The following is a 21,281-nucleotide window of genomic DNA, read 5'->3' as shown; positions in this document are numbered from 1 at the left end:
GCGCGCATGATCGCGATGCATACCTGTCTAATGACGCATCGCGCACAGCCGGACCAGTCCGCTCACCGCTCTGTCGATCTCCAGGGCACACTCGTACAGTTCCTCACGGGGCCTGCCCCAGGGGTCCGGGATGTCGTCCTCGGTCGGCGGGACTGGGGCCGCGACACCGCGGCGGGTGGCAGCCGCTGCCACCACGGCCTCGAATCCGCCCCCACCGCTCCCCGCGGCTCCCCCATCCGCGAGCCGCACGAATTCCTTGAGGGTGAAGCAGCGCCGCATAGCCGCCGGCGCGAGGCGCACGGCGGCCTCCCGGTGTTCGCGCGCGAGCCCAAGGACCAGCGGGGCGCCCGCCATGAGCTGTGCGGTGAGCGGACGGGAGGCGAATCCGGAGCCGTCACCACCCAGCTCCTCCAGGACCGCCCGGGTGGTGTCCTCCATACGGCAACGGTGCCACGCCTCCGTGCCGGCGCTCTCCGGCCGTAGGGCCGAGCCCGGCGGCAGCCTTGCCGCCAGCAGCCGCTCGGCGAGCACCGAGCGGTGCACGTTGCCCGTGCAGACGAACAGGATCCGAGTCATCTCCCGTCCGTGGGACGCGTCACCGGGGAGGCGGCCCTCCCCTCCCGCGTGACCGACGCACGCGGCGCGGGCAGCTCGCCGTACCTCCCGTAGGCGCCGTAACGGCCATAACGGCCGCCCTTGGGAACCGGAGCCATGCTGAACACGGTGCCGAGCAGGCGGACGCCCACGCGCTCCAGCGATTCCGTGGCGGTGCGCACCTGGTCCCGGTTGGTCTTCGAGGCCCGTACGACGAGCAGCGCACCCTGGGAGAAGGAGGCGAGCCCCACCGTGTCGGCGACCGGCAGCAGCGGCGCGGTGTCGACGATCACGACTTCGTACATGTCCGCGAGCTCGCGCAGCACCTCTTCCATGCGCGCCGAGGCGAGCAGTTCCGCGGGGTTCGGCGGCACGGCACCGCTGGCGAGCACCGAGAGCCCGCCGACCACCTGCTGCATCACCTCCTCGACACGTGCCTGCCCGATGAGCACCGTGGTCAGGCCCGCATCCTGGACGAGGCCGAAAGCTGGCGCCACGCACGGGCGGCGCAGGTCGCCGTCCACGAGACAGGTGGAGACGCCGACCTCGGCGAGCGAGAGGGCGAGGTTGATCGCGGTGTTCGTCTTGCCCTCACCGGGTACCGAGCTCGTCACCACGATGATCCGCGGCGGATCGTCGACCTGCGAGAACTGCAGGTTGGTACGCAGCTTGCGGAACGCCTCGGCGCGCTTGGAGTGCCCGTCGGCACTGACCAGCGGCTGCCTCGGGGCGCTCCTGTCGTACGGGATGGTGCCGAGGCCGGGCACAGCGATGTAGGCGCCCAGTGCCTCGCTCGTCTTGAACGTGGTGTCCAGCGTCTCGCGGAGGGCGACCAGCCCGGCAGCGATCAGCAGGCCGCCGACCACACCCGCGGCCAGGTTCAGCAACGGGCGGGGCGACGTAGGAGAGGTGGGAGCGACGGCTTCTTGGGTGACGCCCAGGGAGACCGGGGAGACAGGCACGGCATCCTCGTCCGTGTCACCCGTCTCGGACGGCGTCGTGCGGACCGGCCGCTTGGGGGTCTCCAACTGCTCGACGACCGAACTGAACCGTTCTGCCACGGCGTTGGCGACGCGCGCCGCGCGCCGGGGCACGGTGTCCCGGACGGTGATGTCGATGAGCACGGTCTTGAGCGGAACGACTGCGGTGATCCGGGACGCCAGCTCCTCCGGGGTGGTGCGCAGCCGCAGCTGTTTCACCACGGGAGCGGTGACCTGGCGGGTCCGGACAATCTCGGCGTACGACTGCACACGCGCCTGCGAGAACGTCTGCCCCTGGTTCAGGTCGACGGTGTCCTCACCGGTGCGGGTGGCGACGAAGAGCTGCGTCCTCGCCTCGTAGACGGGGGCGCTCACGCGGGTCACGGCGAGCGCCGCCCCGACCGCGAGAACGAGACAGACCAGGACCGTCGGCCAGCGTCTGGCAAGAGCCTTCAGGAATCCTTGGAGATCCAAGCTGCACCCCTCACGGGACTGAGGGAACCACCCGAATTAAGGCTTTCTGTTCCCTATGGACGCAGTCGACCATAGGGACTCGGACTCCGCGAGCGAGGGAGGCACCCCCTGTGTCGACCTCTGCGGCGCCCACCGTGTGAGCCGGTACTCCCCCAATCCGGTGACTTCTCGCACCGCCACACCAATAAATGTCGTTATGTTCTTTTCATTCCATGTATCCAGGTCTTGGTGTCCACGCACCGCATCCCGGCCGCCGCACGCCCAGGTCCGACCCGAGTCGAGGAGATTGAAGAAGATGACAGCATCGCGCAGATGGCGGGCCGCTGTGGCATCGGCGGCATCGACTGCCATTCTCATCGCGGCACCGCTGATCGGGGCGCAGGCCGCCTCGGCGCAGCCGTACCCGCCCCCGCCCCCGCCCCTGTCCGTCAGTACCACCACGGTGACCGCCGGGGAGCCGTTGAGCTTCAGCACCATCCCCGGCGTGTTCGAGCCCGGATCGGAGGTCACGGCGCTGCTGGAATCACACCCGGTCGTGCTCGGCCACTTCCGGGCCCGGGCTGACGGCTCGGTTGCGGGGACCGTGACGATCCCGGCGAACACCGTGACGGGCTGGCACGTCTTCCGGCTCACCTCCAGCCGCCCCCACGTGAGTGTCGGCGTCAGCATCTACGTGCGGGGCGGGGTGACACCCACCCCGAAGCCGCCCCACCACACGGACAAGCCCCACCACCCGGACAAGCCCCACCACCCGGACAAGCCCGGGCACCACGACAAGCGCGGGCACGGTGGGCACGTCGGATATGGCGACGGCCGCAACGACTCCCACGAACGCGCCGCAGCCGTCGAGCCGGTGAATTACTCGCACTCGAACCAGAACGACAAGAGGCTCGCGGCGACGGGCAGCGACAAGGTCCTGGTGATCGGCGGCACCGCGACCGCCCTGCTCCTGGCGGGCGGTGGCACGATGTTGGCCGCACGCCGTCGTCGCAGTTCCTGACAGATCAGGACGTGCACACGGCGCAACCGCGGCGTCCCGGCCCGGGCCAGGACGCCGTCCGCTTGCCCGGAACGAGTCGTTCCGGCAACCGGGCGGCGGGCCGGCGCCGCACACTGAGACACGCCCTGCCGTCCGTCGTGGCCCTCCTGGTCACCGGCTCCCTCTGGATGGCAGTCACCGGGCCGCTCACCCGATCGGATCCGCCTGCCGCCCAGCGGGACGTGGAAGCAGTGTCCGGTGATCCGGCCGACCGAAGCCACCCGCGCGGGCGGCAGGTCGGCCCCCACCGGGTCGAACGCCTGCGCGTGAAGGTCCTCGAAACCCTCCCCCACGACCCGAAATCGTTCACTCAGGGCCTGGAGATGGCCGGCGGCACGCTCTACGAGGGCACCGGGCTGTCCGGTCGGTCCTCCGTATCGTCCGGGCTCCCCGGCAAGCCGCCCAAGGTGCGTACCGGCCTTCCCGCTCCTCTCTTCGGTGAGGGGATCACCCTGCTGGGTCGGACCCTGTGGCAGCTGACCTGGCGGGACGGGATCGCCATCGAACGGGACGCGACGACGCTGAGGGAGCTGCGCCGTGTCCCGTACGCCGACGAAGGCTGGGGCATCTGCTTCGACCGCGACAAGCGGCAGTTGGTGACGAGCGACGGCTCGGCACGACTCACGTTCCGCGATCCGCGCACCCTCGCGAAGAGGGGTGAGGTCACCGTGACCGAAGACGGCCGGCCGGTGACGAGAGTGAACGAGCTGGAGTGCGCCGACGACGCCGTCTACGCCAACGTGCTGCCCACCGAACGCATCGTGCGCATCGACCCCGTCACCGGCGCGGTGACGGCGAGCATCGACGCCTCGGGTCTCCTGCACGCCGATGAACTCGTCCCCGGTTCCACCCTGAACGGCATCGCGGCCGTCCCCGGAACGGACCACTTCCTCCTCACGGGCAAGTTCTGGCCCAAGATGTTCCGTGTCGCCCTCCTTCCGGCGCAACCGCCGAGCCGCACCCCCCCGCTGAACCGGCAGTGGGCGGTGGCGCCTTCCGGCACGAGGTAGCAACTCCTCGTTGCCCCTCCGCCTACAACGGGACCCTGATCACACCGGCCCCGCGCGTGCCACCTCCCTGTACAGCCGTTCGAGTTCCGCGACCTTCAGGGAGCCGCGCTCGGCCTGGCTGATCAGCTTCCGGTTGGACAGGCGATCACTCGCGTCCAGCGGCCCCGCGTCTGAGAGAGCGTCAGCCAACGAGGTGACCAGCGGATCGGGAAGCAGGTCCGCCAGCAGGCCCTCCGCCACCAGTTCCCGATAGGGCGCGATGTCGGAGAGCAGCAGCCGGCACCCGGCAGCCGCGGCTTCGAGCACCGATGAGCTCCGCTGGTCGGCCTGGGGAACCGAAATCGCCGCATCGCTCGCGCGCATCAGGCTGAACATCTCGGCCTGGACGAGTGGCCGATCGATGACGGCGACCCGGCCGGCCAGGTCCTGTGCGCGGGTGCGCAACAGCGCGAGATATTCCTGCTGCGCGCGTCTGGCGGCGGCATGTGCCGGCCGGTGACCCACCGGCAACACGAGGAACAGGTCGGGCCGGGCCCGTGCGGCACGGGCGAATGCCGCGAGAATCTCGTGTGTCCGGTAGACCTCCGACGTGCTGCGGACCGACAGCACGACGGTGGCTTCGGCCGGAATGCCGTACTTCGCGCGCGTCAACTGGAGATCGGCGTTGTTTCCGGCATCCAGCAGCACGTCTGGTACCCCCCAGGAAAGGACCGTGATCCGTGAGCGGAGGACCCGGTACCGGCTCGCGACCAGCTCAGCCACCTCCCGGGAGGTCGGCACCACGCGCGCGGCCCGCCGGAGCGCCAGCCGAGCGACCAACGCCCGGCCGGGATGCCGGTCCGCCGCCCGCAGTTCGGAGCCCCACGGAGTGATCACGAGCGGCACTGCCGGGCGGGCCGACAGCAGGAGGGAGAGCGCCCCGTGCGCGCCGAGCGAATGGACGTGGATGACATCCGGTCGCGCCCGGCGCACCTCGCGGCGCAGCCAGTGTCCCGCGTGCACCGCCCGCAACGGCGGGCACGCTCCCGCAGGGGCGGACGCGGCTCGCCAGCCGTCGGGACCCGCCTGCGGCTCATGCCAGCTGCAGACGGTCACTTCATGACCCCGCACGGCCAGATCGCCCGCCCAGCGCCGGGTGTGCGCCGACGTGGCCGACGCGAGCAGGACGACGCGCAGCGGCTCGGCCGGCGCATCGCACATGCCCAGCCGCAGCGGGGCCTGGTCATGATCGGGCACGGCGCTCCTTGAGGACGAACCGACCCTTGCCCGCCGCGGCCCGCAGCCGCCCGGCGGGACTGCGCGTGTAGCGGTCCCACGCGATGGCCACCGCGGACCACCGCGGGTCGGCGAGCACTCGTCCGGCCGCGGTCAGCAACGCGACGTGCAGGCAGTGGTACGCGAAACTGGCGGGTGCGGTGTGCCGGAGGTCGTACCTGGTCCAGTACCCCAGGTCGAACGCGGCCAGCGAGTCACGGAGCCGGTCCGCCACGCGCTCGTGGCCGGTCCCGCCCTGAAACCGGCTCAGCTCGCAGAGACCGAAGAGGGAGAAGACCGCGCCGTTGAGAATGTGACTGACCGGGTCCGAGGGGCACTCCTCGGGGAAGGGGCGCCCCAGTTGGTCGTAGTGCGAGCAACCGCCCGCGTCCAGCGGCCGGAGCATCAGTTCCGCAGCACCCTTGCTCGCGTCGAGAAAGGACCGCTCGCCGGTCATGGCGTATCCGCGCAGCATCACGGACACCGCCAGGCCCTGGGCCATGGCCGAGTACCAGCCCGGGCGCACCCCGTACCGGTGCACTGGCACCGGATAGCGCCAGCCGCCGTTGCCGTCCTGGCTGGCGCGCAGCCATCCGGCCTGGGTGAGCAGAGCCCGCACGCCCGGCGGCCGTTCGTCCGTAGCTTGCGGGTGCAGGCCGGCGGCGAGCGCGCCAGTGTGCTGTGCGAGCGCGTACAGGCTGACCGACACCGGGTTCCGGTAGGTCTCGCCGGTCGCGGCACGGGTCACCACCACGCGCTCATGGTCGAGCAGGCTCCCGGCGGTCATCGGCCGCAGGTCGATCGGGTACCTGCCTGGCTTGTCGGTCGTCATGTCGCCCAGCGGCGTCGTCGCGTCGACCGGGAAGCTCGGCCGCCGCAGATCGCGTACCGCTTTCCCCGCCATGCCGACCAGCGTTGTTCCGGCCCACGTCCTGTTGTCCTTCACGCCGGGCTCTCCCTGCGGAGCAGCCTGCGACGCCCCCGCGCCGCCAGTGCCTGGTGGTACAGCTCGTTCACCTGGCCGACTGTGCCGGCGATGTCGAACTGGCGGAGCGCGAGTTCGCGGCCCCGGTCGGCCATGCGGAGACGCGCTGCGGGATCGGTGAGCAGTTCGTTCACGGCCTGGGCCAGTGCCGGGGGGTCGGCGGGCGGGACCAACAGGCCGGTGCGACCGTGCTGGACGGTGTCCGGCAGGCCACCGACGTCGCTCGCCACCACACCCTTCCGCATGAGCAATGCCTCCACCACGGCATAGCAGGCGGACTCGTCCATGGAGGGGTTCACCAGGACGTCCAGCCCAGCCATGACGGAGCTGATGTCGGACCGAAAGCCGGTGAACCGGATCCGGTCGGCGACACCGAGCCGGTCGGCGCGGCGTTCCAGCTCGCGCCGGTACCGCCCGTCACCGACCAGCTCGTCACCGACCACGAAGAACATGGCCCGGGGGTGCTGACGCAGGATCAGTGGCACGGCGTCGATGAGGACTTCATGCCCCTTGACACCGACCTGGCGGAACTCCCGCAGCTTGCTCGCATACATGTAGGCGACCATGCCGACAGCCGGCGTGTCGTCGGTGAGGCCGAACTCACGGCGGAACGCCTCCGGCGAGGTCGCCGGATCGAAGCGGTGTACGTCGCAGCCGTAGTAGCTGACCGCGACCGACCGCGCTCCCATGGCCTGGTAGCGGCGCGCGATCGCCCGGCAGGATCCGAGCACCAGATCGTCCCGGCGCAGCGAGAGCCGCTCCAGGATCCGGAAGGGCACGATCCGCAGATGCACCATTCCGGGCACCTGCGACACGACCAGCGCCGGCCGGTAGGCGGCCGACACCACTCGGGCCACGAGCTTCGCGATGATCAGGTGCGAATGGATGACATCCGGCCTGTATTCCCTGACGAATCTCATCAGCCGCCAATGCCCAGCCATCAGCACTGGCAGTTGTCCGATCCGGTGAGGCACGCCGAACGGGATGATTTCCACCCGGACGCCGCGGACCCCGCGCAGCCGGTCGGCGAGCGGGCCTTCTCGGGGCAGCACCGCGCACACCTCGTTGCCCAGTTCGGCGAGGCCCCGCACCTGGTCGTGGAACCAACTGCCGCCGACGGCGGCCGAGGTGATCTGCAGGACGCGCAGCGGACGCGGCTCCCCGATCGCGGACGTGCTCATCGCGCCACCGGTACCGGTCCGTCGGCCGGAGCCGGCTTCGCTGCCAGGATGATCAGCATCAGGCCGGCCAGCAGGGGCGGGACCAGCAGGACCTCGCCGAACAGCGAGCAGACGCCGGCACCGACCATGGCCAGCAGCGCCGCCTCGCCCGAGGGATCACCGGATCGAGCCGCGCGCCACGCCCGGCGGACGCCGAACACGACAAGCGAGCCGATCCCGACCGCGCCCACCAGGCCGGTCTGCGAGAGCACTGTCAGGTAGGTGTTGTGAGCGAAATGCAGGAGCGGGAACTGGAGGAGCATGACGTCGTAATCACCTGTGGCGTAGTAGTAGGCGGGCAACTGGTTGGCGAAGTTCAGATATCCGACCCCGAAAGCCGGGTGCGCCTCGAACACCCGCAGTGCGCTGCTCCACAGATCGAGCCGTACCGCGGAGTTGACGTCCGGCGCGCCGACGAGGATCGAGTCGAAACGGGCCGCGATCGCGGCGGGCAGCAGCGGTACCAGGCAGGCCGCGCCGACGCTCAGGGCCAGGACGCCGCGCAGCGATCTACGGGCGGCGTAGAGCACGATCATCACGATTCCCGCCAGATAGGCCGCGCGGCTCAGCGAGTACGCGACCCCCAGGGCGAGCACGACGACCCCCACGCCGATGGCCAGCCGCAGCAGGGGCGCCCGGACGGCCTGATAGCGCCTGAGCAGGACTGCGGCCGCCATGACGAACAGGGCACCCACCGCGTTGTGGTTGGCCGCGTCCTCTTGAGTGATGGCCAGAACGGCGGTGTCAGCAGGGGCGAGATGAGACCCCGCCGCGAAGACGGAGCCGATCTGGAAGATGTCGATCAAGGCCAGGATGACGCTGCCGCAGCAGAACACCAGGAGCGCGCGGTCGAGAGCCCGTCCGGGTTCGGCGACCAGCGGCAGCAGCAGCAGCGGCGCACACATCAGCAGCAGGTACTGCCATTTGTCGGCACTCAGCAGATCGGTGTCGCCCATCAGGACGCTGGTGGCCGCCATGTAACCGACCGTGCCAACGGTGATCAGGACGCCGATGGGCTTCGGCCGCGCGATCCCCCGGCCGGTGATGACACGACCCAGCAGGCAGGTGAGCATCAGAGCGACCAGCACGCTGGGGGTGATCAGCGAGTTGCCGACGTCGGACTGGGAGAGCGGGATGGCCGCCGCGAGTACGCACAGACCCACCTCCGGGATCAGGGCCAGCACAATGACCACGAGCGTGGCGGCGGCGCCGGCGGCGCCAAGGGCAGGGCTGTACGCCGTCGCGAGACAGCCGGCACCCGCCACGCCCAGGAGTCCCGCCACGACCATGAGTCCTCTGCTGGCCGGGACGGACCTCACCCGCCCCGGGTACGCGCCCCGCCAGCGGTCGCCGGCCGTCTTGACCGACAGGCACCCGACCGGCGGGCGCGCCGGTGCGGCCGCCGCCTCGTCGCCGGCGTGCTCATCCGGACGGCGCCGGCGGGCACGAACAGCCGAGCGCACACCAAGGGCGAGCAGCACCGCGAACACCAGGTATCCGGCCGAGTCGGCGGCGCCCGCACCGACCGCGGCATGGTGGGGGGTCAGGGCCACGAGCAGCGCGATGTTGACCATCGCACCGATCACCGTGGCCGTGATCACCGGCCGGAGCAGGCCGGCGGCCGCCAGGTAGGGCTGGACCGAGCGGGCCGCGCTGAACAGCACCAGGCCGGGGAGCATCGCCCAGATCACCGGCACGGCACCGGAGTACTGGTGCCCATAGACCGCTGGGATCAGGATGGGCGCGGCTGCCGCCGCCACAGCGGCAGCCGTGGCGGCGGCTGCGAACATGGTCCGGGCAATCCTGGCCGCCGCCCGCGCGTCGACGGCACCGGACGTGACGGCGGGGAACATCACCAGCGCGACCGTGGTCGACAGCAGGAACAGTCCCTCGGCCAGGGGCAGCGCCACCGCGTACACGGCCACGGCCGTCGCCCCGGCGAGCGTCTGGATCACCGGCACGTCCAGGCGGAGCATTCCGTAATGGATGAGGTTCGGGGGATAGGACCTGATGGCGAAGCTCCCGAAGGTACGGCCAGAGACAGGCTCACCATCGGCGTGGACGCGGGCGGTGGACGCGAACAGCAGCATCACGGCGCAGACCAGCTGGCCGGCCAGCACCGCCATGAAGCAGTTGGTCGGGGTCAGCGATCCCGCGGCGAGCAGGCCGCAGACACCGACGAGGTAGCCGGCCGAAGGGACGGTGCTGAGCAGGTTGTACATCGCGACCCGGCCACGACCGAGCTCAGCCATACCGAGCAGCGTGGTCAGCAAGCTCACCGGGCACATGGCGGCCACGAGCAGCGCGAGCCGGTACGGCATGCCGAGCAGCACGGCCGGCCAGAGATGACCGAGCAACAGCCACAGGCCCGCCAGTGCGGAACCCGAGATCATGGAGAACACCAGGCTCCACCGCACGATCTGCCGGAACGCGGTGTGCGAGATCCCGGCGAACCGCGCGTTGGCGTTGTCCACACCCAGGACCATGACGATGCTCAGCACGGAGGGGACCGAGATCATGACCGCGAACGTGGCCCTGCCTTCCACCCCGAGAGCCCTCGCGGCGATGACGCCCGCCGCGAAGCTCATCACCGTGGCCAGCAATCGCGTGGCCAGTGTTCCCCCGATCGCCGCCGGGCTTACCCCCGGCAGCCGGTCGCGGAGACTTTTCGTGATCGACAGCACCAGGGACGGCCTCCGGAGTCGCGGGTCGGATCGGTGCTGCTGGGAGCAGCGGATGGTCTCGCCGCCTCGGCATGCAGGCACAATGTAGCGGCACCAGTAGCGGAAAGTAGCGATGCGTGCACGGTGAGTAGTAGATTTCTGGTCGCCGGGCCGACCACCGCCGCCTTCGCGGACGCCGGGAGAAGGCTTTTCCGGCGCGGACGACCGCGGACAGGACAGGGGAACGCAGCTGTGAAGGTGCTCAGCGCGGTCGGCGTACGTCCGCGGTTCGGCAAGCCTGACGCCGCTCGCGTGGCGGCTGGCCCCGGTTACAGCCCTCTCCGCCTGCCTCCAGCCCGCCAGGCTCCCGGTACGCCCATGACTCGCCGCCGGAGCTGGGCAGTTCGGGATCGACCTTTCGGGCGGCTCACTGTGGGCGGCCGCCCCGCTACCCCACCGGAGAGTGATCGTCGCGCCGGCCGGAGCCGACGGGCTGATCACCGACTCCGGCGGCCTGCGGAAGGGGCGTTTGTGCTCACGTGCGGCACACCGCTCGCCGAGACGGAGTGGCCCGAGACTCCGCAGGGCGGCCGGAACGTCCTGGCGCCCGATCTCCGCGAGCCGCCTGCGGCAGTGGCCGGGCCGCGGTCGGCCGACGAGCCGCCCACACCCTGCCGCGACGGTGAAGCCGCCGTCAGGGTCATCGACGTACTGGCGTCACCGGCTCACGACGAGCGCGTTGCTCAGCACGCCGTCAGGTGCGGCGGGGCGGCTTCGACGGAGGTGAGGACATGAGGATCTGGATCTTCAACCACTACGCGGCGCCACCGGACTGCGCCGCCGGCACCCGGCACTACGAGCTGGGCCGCGTGCTGGCGGCGCAGGGGCACGACGTCACCGTCTTCGCCAGCAGCTTCAGCCATTTCAGCAGGCGCGAGGAACGGCTCGCGCCCGGCGACAAGGTGGCCACCCGGACGATCGACGGCGTCCGCTTCGTCTGGGTCCGCACACCGCCCTACACCGGCAACGGATACCGCCGCGTGCTGAACATGGCCCACTACGCGGCCCGGGTGCTCTCGGCGCAGCGCCGCCTGGACCGGCCGGATGTGATCGTCGGCTCATCGGTGCACCTGGCCGCGGTGCTCGCCGCCTGGCTGGCGGCCCGCGGCCGCCGCGCCCGGTTCGTCGTCGAGCTGCGCGATCTGTGGCCGCAGACGCTGATCGACATGGGCGCGCTGCGTGCGAACGGGCTGCCCGCCCGGCTGCTCCGGCTGGCCGAGTCCTTCTGCTGCCGGCGTGCGTCCGCCGTGATCTGCCTGCTGCCCGGTGCCGCCGACTACCTGGAGGCCCGCGGTCTCCCGGCCGGCAAGATCCATTACGTGCCGAACGGGATCGCCGACCTCCCCCGGCCGATGGATCCGGGTCGGCCGGCCGACCCGGACGTTGCGGAGCCCGGGCACCGGGCCGCCGACCTGATCGACCGGATCAGGCGCTTCCGCAAGGACGGTTGCCTCACCGCCGGCTACATCGGCTCGCACGGACCGGCCAACGGGGTGGCGACCATTGTCGCGGCCGCGGCGCAGTTGCGAGCCGCCGGCCATCCGCGGGTCGCCGTGGTGATGGTCGGCGACGGCCAGGAGAAGGCCGCGTGCCAACGGCTCGCTCGCCGGCATGGCCTGGACAACGTGCTGTTCTGGTCGCCAGTGCCGAAGCAGGCCGTGCCGGCCGTGCTGGCCGAGCTGGATGTGACGCTGTTCTGCCTGCGCGATGTCGCGGTCTTCAAGTACGGCCTGAGCAGCAACAAGCTGTTCGACTACCTGGCGTCCGGCAAGCCGGTGCTGTTCGCGAGCAACGCGCCCGGCGGCCCGGTGCGCGAGTCCGGCGGCGGCGTGTGCGTGCCCGCCGAGTCACCGGCGGACATGGCGGGCGCGCTGGCCGGGCTGGCCGCGATGAGCGCGACGGAACGGGAGCTGATGGGCGAGCGCGGCCGCCGCTGGGTCTACCGGCATCACGGCATGACAGCGCTGGCGGGCGCATTCCTCGCAGCGGTCTCGGAACCGGCGCGACGCGGCGGTCCGGTGACGGAGGTGCGGCCGTGACGCTGCACATCGTGGGCGCAGGCGGCTTCGGCAGGGAGACGCTGGACGCGGTGCGGGCGACAGCCGCGGCACCCGAGGTGGTCTTCGTGGACGAGCACCCGGCAGCCACTACGGTGGACGGCTGTCCGGTGCTGCTGCCGGGGCAGTTGGCCGCGTCGGGCGGGCGGCGGGACGAGTTCGTGGTCGCGATCGCCGACGCCGACGCGCGCCGCCGGTTGGCCCGGGAGTTCGAAGATCGCGGCCTGCGTCCGGCGACAGTGATCGACCCGCGTGCGGTTGTCTCCCCCGGCGCCAGGATCGGGCGTGGCTGCGTTGTGCTGGGTCAGGCGTTCATCTCCACCGGCACCGTCACCGGCGCACACGTCCAGGTCAACTACCAGGCCAGCATCGGTCACGACACGGTGCTCGAGGACTTCGTGACGATCCTTCCGGGGGCCAACATCGCCGGCAACGTGACCATCGGCGCCGGGTCCACGGTGGGCAGTAACGCCGCCGTGCTCCAGGGCCGGCGGATCGGTCCGTCCGTCATGGTCGGCGCCGCGGCTCTGGTGACCCGCGATGTCGCCGTCGGTCAGCTGGTCGTGGGCGTCCCCGCGAGGGCCCGGGAGCCCTGACCGTCCGGTTCGATCACGGGATCCCGAAACACCCGGTCGTCGGCGCAGCTCCCCTGCGGAAGTCCGCGTCCAGCGTGGGCAACTCGTGCAGGTCCGGCGGCACGGGCAGGCACGCCCGGCGTCTCCCTGGCGGGGCACGCCTGGCGGGCTGGGCACCGCCGTGCCACCGGCCAGGTCCGGATCGCGGATCTCGGTCCGCGGTCCGACCAGGCGTAAGCCGGGCCGGGCGGCCAGGACCTGGCGCGGTTTCGGGACCGTCGCGCCAAGTCGACTACGCAGGCACGCGATTCACGGTCACCGGGCACCGACCGGCGTCGGATGATCCGTGGCGTTCGGCGACGCGGTTGCCCGGCCGACGGCGGTGGTCACCGCGTCGGCGATCTCGGCCACGTCGGCCTCGGTCAGCCGGTGGTGCACCGGCAGCGAGAGCATCGCCCGGGCGACGGCCTCGGTCACCGGCAGTGCCGCGGCGTCCACCGTGCCGCCGTCCCGCCGGGCGAAGATCGGTTGCCGGTGTACCGGCGGGAAGTAGATCCGTGCTTCGATGTCCTGGTCCAACAGGTCGGCGAGCACTTGGTCGCGGATGCCGGGAAGCAGGCAGGTGTAGAGCGTCCAGGTCCCCCGGGCGTCGGGTACCTGATGCGGCGTCGTCAGGCCGGGCACGTCGGCCAGCCGCCGGGTCAGTGATTCCGCGATCTGCTGTTTGCGCCGCAGGATGCCGTCCAGCTTGCCCAGCTGCACCCGGCCGATCGCGGCCTGCATCTCGGTCAGCCGCCAGTTGTAGCCGAGGCTCTCATGCTGGTACAGCCCGGTCTGCCCATGGTTGCGGAGCAGTTTCAGCCGCTCCGCGACGCCCGGGTCGTTGGTCAGCACCATGCCGCCCTCACCGGTGGTGATGTTCTTGGCAGGGGTGAAGCTGAACATGGCCGACCGGCCGAAGGTGCCGACCGGTCTGCCGCGGTACTCGGCGCCGGCCGCCTGCGCAGCGTCCTCCAGCAACGGCACGCCGGCCGCGCCGCATACCCGTGCCAGTTCGTCGAGGTCACCGGGCTGCCCGGCGTAGTGCACGGTCATGACCGCCCGCGTGGCCCGGGTGATCCGGGCCGCGACCGATACCGGGTCGAGGTTGAACGTCCGTGGGTCGATGTCGGCGAACACCGGGGTGGCCCCGACGTGGCACACCGAGGTCGCCGTGGCGACGAAGGTCATCGACGGGACGATCACCTCGTCGCCGGGGCCGATGCCCTCGGCGAGCAACATCGCGTGCAGCGCGGCCGTGCCGGTGCAGAAGGTCACACCGAACCGCGCCTGATGCCGGTCGGCGAACTCGCGCGCGAAGGCCTCGTTCTCCGCGCCGTTGGTGAGAACACCGCTGCGCAGAACCCTGCGTACGGCCTCGCCCTCCTCCTCGCCGAGATCGGGACTGGCAAGCTGGATCCGGACGTTGCTGTCAGGCACCTGAGAGCATCCTTTCTGATCTGCGGGCGATCGGGTCGTTGTCGTGGCTGGCGGTGACTCCGCCCCCGGCCAGGACCGTCCAGACGGTGAGGAACAAGATGGCCAGGTCGAGCCGGAAGCTCTGGCGGATGACGTACCGCAGATCCCACTCGATGCGCTCCGGCCAGCTCAGCTGCTGTCGCCCGTGCACCTGCGCCAGGCCAGTCAGGCCTGGGGTGGCCAGCAGCCGCAGCTGCTGACGATCGGTGTACCGGCGTACCTGGTAGGGCAATGTCGGCCGAGGCCCGACCAGGCTCATCTGTCCGCGCAGCACATTGACCAGCTGCGGCAACTCGTCGAGGGACGTGCGGCGCAGTACCCGGCCGACTCCCGTCACCCGGGCAGCATCGGCGTCACCCGGTCTCTCCGGATCGGCCGGGACATTCCGCATCGTGCGCAGTTTCAGCAGGACGAACAGGCGGCCGTCACGGCCGACCCGCTGCTGCCGGAACAGGACGGGTCTGCCATGCGCGAGCAGGTGCGCCAGCGCGGCGATCGCGCACAGAAGAGCGGCCGGCACGATGATCAGGCTGACCACGACCAGGTCCAGCAGTCGCTTGCCGCGGTACGACCTGCGACGAGGCACCTGGCTGCCGGCCCGGGCGTAGCCGGGCATTGCGTGGGGCGCCTCCGGGATCACCGAGTCTGCCGGGTAGCTGCCCGGCAGGGGCGGGGCGGTCATCTGCTGGCCTCCGCCTTTTCGGGCTGGCCGGGCAGCACGGGCTGGTCGGCCGGCTGCTCGGGGCCGGGCTCGGCGACGAGTCGCGCCAGGGCGGCGCGTACCTCGTCCGGGTCGGTGAGGTGACCGAGGCCGGCGATCTCACCGGCATCGAGTGCGGGCACCGGCACCTGTCTGACCAGCGGATGCCGCGGCCGGTGGTCGGGCTCCCCCTTGCCCAGCAGGTCCTCGGTCAGCTTTTCGCCGGGCCGCAGCCCGGTGAAGACGATCTCGACGCGCCGCGATGCCGCGGCGGCCATACGACGAGCGAGGTCGACGATGCGGACCTGGTCCCCCATGTCGAGGACGAGGACCTCACCGCTCTCCCCGACGGCCACGGCCTGCAGCACCAGTTGGACGGCTTCAGTGGCTGTCATGAAGTAGCGAGCGACCTGCGGGTGTGTCACGGTGACCGGGCCGCCCGCATCGATCTGCGCGGACAGCGAGCCGAGCAGCGAACCCCGGCTGCCCAGGACGTTGCCGAACCTGACGGACACGCAGGTCCCGGGGAATTCTCCGGCCATGTGTGCGGTGAGCCGCTCGGTGATCCGCTTGGAGGTGCCGAGGACGCTCACCGGGTCGGCCGCCTTGTCGGTGGAGACGTTCACGAACGACCGGACGCCACAGGCCGCAGCCGCTTGCAGCACGTTCAGCGTGCCGGTCACGTTCGTCTTCAGCGCCTCGGCCGGATACCGCTCGAGCAGCGGCAGGTGTTTCACCGCCGCCGTGTGGAACACGATCTCGGGGCGGGTCTGCGCGAAGACCTCGCGCATGCGGGAGGCATCTGTGATGTCGGCGAGCACGACCTCGTCGGAATCGAGCAGCGCACGGCCGTGCAGCGCGAGCTGGATCGCGTGCAGAGCTGATTCGTCCCGGTCGAGCATCACCAGCGACGCGGGACCGAGCCGGTGCAACTGGCGGCACAGCTCCGAGCCGATCGAGCCGCCGGCGCCGGTGACAAGGATGCGGCGTCCGGCGAACTGACCGGCAGCCGACTCGAGGTCCAGCTGGATCGGATCACGGCCCAGCAGCCGGGTGATCCGCGGGTCGCGCACGTCGTCGATCCGCGCCGGTCCGGCGACCAGTTCCTCGACGCGCGGAATCACCTTGGTGACGAGGCCGATCGACTCGGCCAGTGTCGTCAGCTCGCGGATCACCCGGCCGTCCCGGCACCCGCCGGCGATCGCGATCACCATGACCGTCGCCCCGGTCTCCGCGGCGACCTCCGCGAGCCGATCCCGCCCGCCGCGCACTCGGACACCGCAGATCCGCAGTCGGCGCTTGCCGGGGTCGTCATCCAGCAGGGCAACCGGTTGGTACTGCGCGCCAGGCTGACCGATCAGCCGCTGCACCAGTTGCGTTCCGGCGCTGCCCGCACCGAACACGATCACCTTGACGGCGGTAGGCGCGGGCCGTCTCGGCCTGCGCCGGACGGCCGCGACTGCGGCCCTCAGGGTGATCATGGCAAGCACGCCGACCAGGGCGGCGAGGCCGACCACGGCCGGCCTGTCGCCCACCAGGGGAAGCCCCGCCTGGCAGAGGCCCTCCAGAAGCAGCCCGGTCAGCGCGGCGGCAACCAGCACCGCCCTCAGCTCCGCGCCGGTCGCCGCCTGATAGCGCCCGGAATAGAGCCCGCACACGGCCCCGGCCAGTACCGCCACTGTCCATGTGACAGCACAGACGAGGGCGAGATCGCCAGGTCCGACGAGCAGGTCGGAAGCGCTGGTGGTGGTCAGGCCGGCCATCAACAGGCCGCCTGTCCAGGCGATCGCGTCTACGGCGGCCTGCACCGCCGGCCGGCGACACCGGGCGGCAACGCCAGGCCAGCCGCGGCTGTCCTGTGCGGTGTGGAACACCGCAGGATGAACCGCTGTCAACTTGTCGTTGCCCGCGCATTCCCCACGCAAGGTGAACCCCGATCAGCAGGATGTCAGTTGCCGAAGATCTATTTCGGCACTTCGCCGACCGTATGTCCAAGGACGCCGCCGCATCCTTCCGGGTGAATCAGAATTTCTTCTTACTTTCCCGCGGACTTGCTCTTCGATGGGTGCGATTTCACCGCTCGGCTGGATGAGTTCCGCTGTAGCTTTCTTGGGCCGGCGCGGGTCACTTGAGGTTCACTCGAGCGGCCCGACTATTTCACGCACGGCTGAATGCGCACCTTGGTGGTCTGCGGCCGTGCCAACGGCTGCACGGGCACCACAGGGGGGCGGTCCGAAGCCGGTTCCAGCAGACGAATGTCCACTTCTCGCGTCTGACCGGGCAGGAGTTCCACCTGTGCCCCGAGTACCGGGTGACCGCGCTCCTCGGTCGACGACAACAGAAGTCGCCGACCGTCCAGGGTCCCCCCGGTGAACCGCGCACCGACGCTGGCGTACAACGAGAGCCAGATGCTTGTGGAACCCGGGGGGTGTGAGTGCCGGGGATCGTCGGAACGGAGAGCGACGAGGGCGGGCAGGCCCGCAGCGGGAGCGGCATTTGTCAGTCTGATGCGCACCACGCTGGAACGGGTACCGCCCTCACAAGGGCCCAGCTCGTAGGTCAGCGACCGTCGCAGGTAGTAGTCCATCTTGTTGCCCGCGGAATTGTTGACCACGAGATAGGCGAACGGTCCTGTTCTCTCGGGGACGTCGCCTGCCAGCCCGCTCTTTTCGAGCGCCGACGCGGTGGAGGCGTCTGTGCTCCACACACGCAGTCGGCCGTCGTCGGCGTTCTGCCGCAGTGCGTGGAGGAGGGCCGCCGAATCGTGGTGGTGGCGCAGCAAGGCAGCAGCGACTGACTGTGCGACCTGTACCAGGAAACGCTTGCGTTCGATGTTGCCGTACGACGCGTAAAGGGTGCTCTCGGTGAGCTCTACGGTGTTCTCCGCCGTCAGGAGCTGCCCGTCCGGAAGTCGGACCGGCCCCGTGGCTTTGAGAACACGGGCGAGTCCCACAGGATCGGTCGCGATGGCCCCATCGAGACGCTGCCCCGTGTGCCGCTGCCACAGGCCCACCCAGATCTGCGCCGCATAGGGAAAATGAGCGGACAGATTGGAATTGGCCAGGCCCTGGGTGCTCTCAGCAGCTCCGTACCGACGGTCGAACGCCGGCCCGAAGTTCGCCACGGGGGTGGTGGTACGCGGCAACGTGTCATCCGACGCGAAGTCGTGCAAAGTGATTCGACCACGGTCGGCGGTCAGGATACCGAAGGTGCCTGCGAGGCCACCGGTGCCCCGGGCCTCGGCATTGTTCTGGAAGGCAAGAAAGTAGGAGCGCGGCCCCGAGCCGCCCAGAAGAGGCACCAGCAGCCGCGTCGTCGCCTCCGCCTCGGAGACCGAGTCGGAAAGGCGCGCCACTCGGTCGGACAGCCGCTGCCGTGCCATGTCGAGCTGACCGACCACCGTCGAGCCGGGCAGGTCGTTCAAACTCGTCCCGATTCCGGTCAGTCGGCGGTGCACATTCCCCAGCAGGTCGGTGGCAGCCGAAAGCCGACGGAGGTCGACGCGAGCGTGGTGCACGATCTGGCCGGACGCGAGCATCTGATGCAGTCGCACCACCTCCGGCAGCACCCCGGTGGCCATCTCGTCGGCGGCGACACTCAGCCCCCGGGCAGAACGGAGCGGTGGGCCCATCAGGGGGAGGTTCTCGGCTACGCTCCACACCGGCGTGGCGGCCGCGCTCCGGGCGGCCGCCGTGTGTTTCCGGATGTCGCCCAGCACGTCGGCTGACGGCCTGCCATGACGGGCCATCTCCGTTTGCAGTCGGTCAGTCGCCACCTGAGCCGCGACAAGATTGCTCTGGACCGCGCGGACCTCCCACACCAGGAAACCGACGGACGCGGCGGCCAACACACCGACTCCAGCAACCCAGAGGAAGGCTCGGCGGCGTCGCCGTAACATCGAAGCCGCGAAGGCCCGCGCACTCTCCACAGCGCCTTTCCTGCTGCACGTTGGGGCCTTCGCTGCCTTCATCGCCCACCCATGAATCGAAGGGTCCACCGGAACCAAGCATGTCGACTGGATCAGTAATGACAGTCACTGAGAGGCGTTGCAAACCTCACCGCGCCCGGTGGCGGGAATCTCGGTCCGAACGGCCTAATATTCCGGCCTTGGATCGAGATCTTGCTGGAGTGTCCTGACCAATTGTTCGCCGGACTCGATCCCTTTGCGGGCGATCCGCACTCCGATCCGCTTCCATCGTCGTCATCCGTGCGGGTCGGCACGGTCGTAGGCCTTGTCCGCATGCAGGCGCTGGGGCTTGGTGTACCTGTCGTCGTGAGGGTCGTGTCTCGTTTGGTGACCCTCGATCACGGGCGTCCGTGCTGCGCTGCGTGGGTGTGGGCGGCCGAGCTGCCCACGAGGTGGGGCAGTCCGTTCGCGTTCGGCTTCGATCCGCGGAAGCACGGCGGGAGTTGGCGTCATGCGCAGCCGCCGGCCAGGACATGGATGACGGCCGCGAACAGCGCTTCTTCAGCGTGTCCTGCGTTCCGCCGCCCTGCGGCACGTCGCAGTGCTCCAGAAGGACCTCTTGCCCGCTGCCTCGGCCTCAGGTGAGCGCAGGTACGCGATTTCTTCACGAGTACTCAACCGTAACTGCTCCCACCCCTGTTACTTTCACTTTCAAACGTCCGCCTGTGCTTCTCTCCCATCCCGCACCGAGGCCCCCCACATGCCCAGCTCCTCCCCTGCCGCCGCTGTCGGCGGTCGTCACCGTAAGCCCAAAGCGATGAGCCCATCGGTGCGCCGAACGCTCGTACTGGCGGTGACCGCCCCCATCGCCGGGACGATTCTCACCGCTCCCTCCGCCTTCGCCGCCGACAAGGCTGTCGCGAAGAGTTCCGCCACCGAGCTCGACCCCGCCGAGCAGAAGATCGCGGACAACCTCAACACCCGGAGCCAGGACCCGCGTCTTGGCAGCAACCTCAGTGGTGTCGTCATCGACGCCAAGTCGGACAAGGTGGTCTGGGGCCACAACGCGGAAACCGCGCTGATGCCTGCGTCCAACACCAAACTCGCCACGGCCACCGCCGCGTTGACCGTTCTCGGCCCCGACCACAGGTTCACCACCGAGGTCGTCTACGGCGACGGCACGCTCACGCTCGTCGGCGGGGGCGACCGCACCCTGACCAGCGACGACCTCGACGCGATGGCCAAGACCGCGGTGGCGGGCCTGAAGAACGCCGGTCTCACCTCGGTGAAGGTCCGCGTCGACGACAGTCTCTTCCCTGAGCCCACGCTCGCCAACGGCTGGAGCACCGGCTACTACCCGACCGAGGTCACCCCGGTGCGGCCCCTGGTGGTGGACGGGCACGCGGTCACGGACACCTCGCTGGACGCGGGGCAGGTCTTCGCCAGGTTCCTCGCCGACCGGGGCGTCACGGTCACCGGTGACGTCAACCGCGGCGTGGCCGGGCCCGGAGACGTCCCCGTGGCTCGGCACCAGTCCGACAAGCTGTCCACGATCGTGAAGCACATGCTCAAGGTGAGCGACAACAACATCGCCGAGACGCTCCTGCGGATGACCGCGCTCGGCGCCGGCCGCCAGGCCACGTTCGAGGACGGAACGGCGGTCGTACGGGATGTGCTCAGCCACTACGGCGTGTCGATGGACAACTTCGAGATGTACGACGGCAGCGGGCTGTCCCGCTCCACCCGCATCCCGGCGCAGACCCTGGCGGAAATCCTCGACCTGAGCACCGACCGCCGCCATGGCCGGACCCTGAAGTACATCGCGGACGGCCTGCCCGTCGCGGGCGAGGCGGGCGCCACCTTGGGGCCCGAGTGGGGCCGGTTCGACACCCCGGACTCCATGTGCGCCGTCGGAGAGGTCAAGGCCAAGACCGGCACCCTGAGCGGCGCCATCGCTCTCAGCGGCATGACGCAGGCACAGGACGGGCGCTGGAAGGTCTTCTCCTTCGTCGAGAACGGCTCCACCGCCAACCCGAACGACATCAAGGACGCTCTGGACGGCCTCGCCGCCACGGTCAACGGCTGCTGGGCCTGACCCCGGAGGCGCACAGCGCCCGAAGCACCGCAGCGCTGCCTCGCGTACGACGACCGGAGTGCTGAACGGGGCCGGACGGAAGCGTTGGGTACGCGGCGCAGCGCGCCGGCGGGTAGCACGTGCGGATCTCGAGGTCCGTGAATGGCCACC

At 70.3% G+C, this 21,281-nt stretch carries 15 protein-coding genes and 1 pseudogene; 5 read left to right on the top strand and 11 right to left on the bottom strand.

The features are described 5' to 3' along the window. Positions 1-27: 27 nt before the first annotated feature. Positions 28-576 carry a low molecular weight phosphatase family protein gene (locus tag ACF1A1_RS30565; RefSeq protein ID WP_392004244.1) on the bottom strand — a complete coding sequence of 183 codons (549 nt, stop codon included), beginning with the start codon at positions 574-576 and terminating at the stop codon, positions 28-30. After that, on the bottom strand, positions 573-2,048 hold the full coding sequence (locus tag ACF1A1_RS30560) for a polysaccharide biosynthesis tyrosine autokinase (RefSeq protein WP_392004243.1): 1,476 nt from the start codon (positions 2,046-2,048) through the stop codon (positions 573-575). Before ACF1A1_RS30560 ends, ACF1A1_RS30565 begins: the two co-directional genes overlap by 4 nt. A 295-nt stretch (positions 2,049-2,343) precedes the next feature. Between ACF1A1_RS30560 and ACF1A1_RS30555 the strand changes: the two genes are divergently transcribed. After that, entirely contained in the window at positions 2,344-3,048 is a 705-nt protein-coding gene (locus ACF1A1_RS30555; RefSeq protein WP_392004242.1) for a hypothetical protein, read from the top strand. Between the two features lie 62 nt (positions 3,049-3,110). Continuing rightward, positions 3,111-4,097, top strand: coding sequence for a glutaminyl-peptide cyclotransferase (locus ACF1A1_RS30550; RefSeq protein ID WP_392004241.1), 987 nt, complete (start codon positions 3,111-3,113; stop codon positions 4,095-4,097). Between the two features lie 39 nt (positions 4,098-4,136). On the opposite strand, the gene ACF1A1_RS30545 is transcribed toward ACF1A1_RS30550, so the two are convergent. From ACF1A1_RS30545 to ACF1A1_RS30530, 4 genes are read right to left on the bottom strand one after another with little or no spacing between them, the layout of a single operon-like run. Beyond that, the gene (locus tag ACF1A1_RS30545) at positions 4,137-5,333 is read right to left on the bottom strand and encodes a glycosyltransferase family 4 protein (protein WP_392004240.1); all 1,197 of its coding nucleotides are present in this window, start codon (positions 5,331-5,333) and stop codon (positions 4,137-4,139) included. Then, on the bottom strand, positions 5,320-6,297 hold the full coding sequence (locus tag ACF1A1_RS30540; RefSeq protein ID WP_392004239.1) for a D-glucuronyl C5-epimerase family protein: 978 nt from the start codon (positions 6,295-6,297) through the stop codon (positions 5,320-5,322). Before ACF1A1_RS30540 ends, ACF1A1_RS30545 begins: the two co-directional genes overlap by 14 nt. Then, positions 6,294-7,517: a glycosyltransferase family 4 protein gene (locus ACF1A1_RS30535; RefSeq protein WP_392004238.1), complete on the bottom strand. Its 1,224-nt coding sequence runs from the start codon at positions 7,515-7,517 to the stop codon at positions 6,294-6,296. The genes ACF1A1_RS30540 and ACF1A1_RS30535 overlap by 4 nt, the downstream gene beginning before the upstream one ends. Beyond that, positions 7,514-10,159 (bottom strand): O-antigen ligase family protein, encoded by a 2,646-nt coding sequence (locus ACF1A1_RS30530; RefSeq protein WP_392004237.1) that lies wholly within the window; start codon positions 10,157-10,159, stop codon positions 7,514-7,516. Before ACF1A1_RS30530 ends, ACF1A1_RS30535 begins: the two co-directional genes overlap by 4 nt. An 851-nt stretch (positions 10,160-11,010) precedes the next feature. Between ACF1A1_RS30530 and ACF1A1_RS30525 the strand changes: the two genes are divergently transcribed. Then, entirely contained in the window at positions 11,011-12,318 is a 1,308-nt protein-coding gene (locus ACF1A1_RS30525) for a glycosyltransferase family 4 protein (RefSeq protein ID WP_392004236.1), read from the top strand. Then, positions 12,315-12,932: an acetyltransferase gene (locus ACF1A1_RS30520; protein WP_392004235.1), complete on the top strand. Its 618-nt coding sequence runs from the start codon at positions 12,315-12,317 to the stop codon at positions 12,930-12,932. The genes ACF1A1_RS30525 and ACF1A1_RS30520 overlap by 4 nt, the downstream gene beginning before the upstream one ends. Positions 12,933-13,226: 294 nt before the next feature. On the opposite strand, the gene ACF1A1_RS30515 is transcribed toward ACF1A1_RS30520, so the two are convergent. The 5 genes and pseudogenes from ACF1A1_RS30515 to ACF1A1_RS30495 form a co-directional block, all read right to left on the bottom strand. Further along, positions 13,227-14,390 carry a DegT/DnrJ/EryC1/StrS family aminotransferase gene (locus ACF1A1_RS30515; RefSeq protein WP_392004234.1) on the bottom strand — a complete coding sequence of 388 codons (1,164 nt, stop codon included), beginning with the start codon at positions 14,388-14,390 and terminating at the stop codon, positions 13,227-13,229. Next, positions 14,383-15,111, bottom strand: coding sequence for a sugar transferase (locus ACF1A1_RS30510; RefSeq protein ID WP_392004233.1), 729 nt, complete (start codon positions 15,109-15,111; stop codon positions 14,383-14,385). The genes ACF1A1_RS30515 and ACF1A1_RS30510 overlap by 8 nt, the downstream gene beginning before the upstream one ends. Further along, positions 15,108-17,054, bottom strand: a complete 1,947-nt coding sequence (locus ACF1A1_RS30505) for an SDR family NAD(P)-dependent oxidoreductase (RefSeq protein ID WP_392004232.1) — start codon at positions 17,052-17,054, stop codon at positions 15,108-15,110. The genes ACF1A1_RS30510 and ACF1A1_RS30505 overlap by 4 nt, the downstream gene beginning before the upstream one ends. A gap of 227 nt (positions 17,055-17,281) precedes the next feature. Beyond that, the gene (locus ACF1A1_RS30500) at positions 17,282-18,976 is read right to left on the bottom strand and encodes a DUF4012 domain-containing protein (RefSeq protein WP_392004231.1); all 1,695 of its coding nucleotides are present in this window, start codon (positions 18,974-18,976) and stop codon (positions 17,282-17,284) included. A 285-nt stretch (positions 18,977-19,261) separates the two neighbouring features. Continuing rightward, positions 19,262-19,628 (bottom strand): annotated as a pseudogene (locus ACF1A1_RS30495) (IS5/IS1182 family transposase); the annotation flags it as partial. 225 nt (positions 19,629-19,853) lie between these two features. Here ACF1A1_RS30495 and dacB point away from each other — a divergent pair. After that, positions 19,854-21,131, top strand: a complete 1,278-nt coding sequence (dacB, locus tag ACF1A1_RS30490; RefSeq protein WP_392004230.1) for a D-alanyl-D-alanine carboxypeptidase/D-alanyl-D-alanine-endopeptidase — start codon at positions 19,854-19,856, stop codon at positions 21,129-21,131. Positions 21,132-21,281: the final 150 nt, after the last annotated feature.

The organism is Streptomyces sp. NPDC014995 (assembly GCF_043080745.1).
Classification (GTDB): Bacteria; Actinomycetota; Actinomycetes; order Streptomycetales; family Streptomycetaceae; genus Streptomyces.
Note: the sequence above shows the minus strand (reverse complement) of the source record. Positions and strands in the feature narration are given on the sequence as shown.

Bases quoted from the DNA above. Each gene is read 5' to 3' on its own strand.
- ACF1A1_RS30565 (WP_392004244.1), bottom strand. From the start codon at position 576: ATGACTCGGATCCTGTTCGTCTGCACGGGCAACGTGCACCGCTCGGTG.
- ACF1A1_RS30555 (WP_392004242.1), top strand. From the start codon at position 2,344: ATGACAGCATCGCGCAGATGGCGGGCCGCTGTGGCATCGGCGGCATCG.
- ACF1A1_RS30535 (WP_392004238.1), bottom strand. From the start codon at position 7,517: ATGAGCACGTCCGCGATCGGGGAGCCGCGTCCGCTGCGCGTCCTGCAG.
- ACF1A1_RS30525 (WP_392004236.1), top strand. From the start codon at position 11,011: ATGAGGATCTGGATCTTCAACCACTACGCGGCGCCACCGGACTGCGCC.
- ACF1A1_RS30510 (WP_392004233.1), bottom strand. From the start codon at position 15,111: ATGACCGCCCCGCCCCTGCCGGGCAGCTACCCGGCAGACTCGGTGATC.
- dacB (WP_392004230.1), top strand. From the start codon at position 19,854: ATGAGCCCATCGGTGCGCCGAACGCTCGTACTGGCGGTGACCGCCCCC.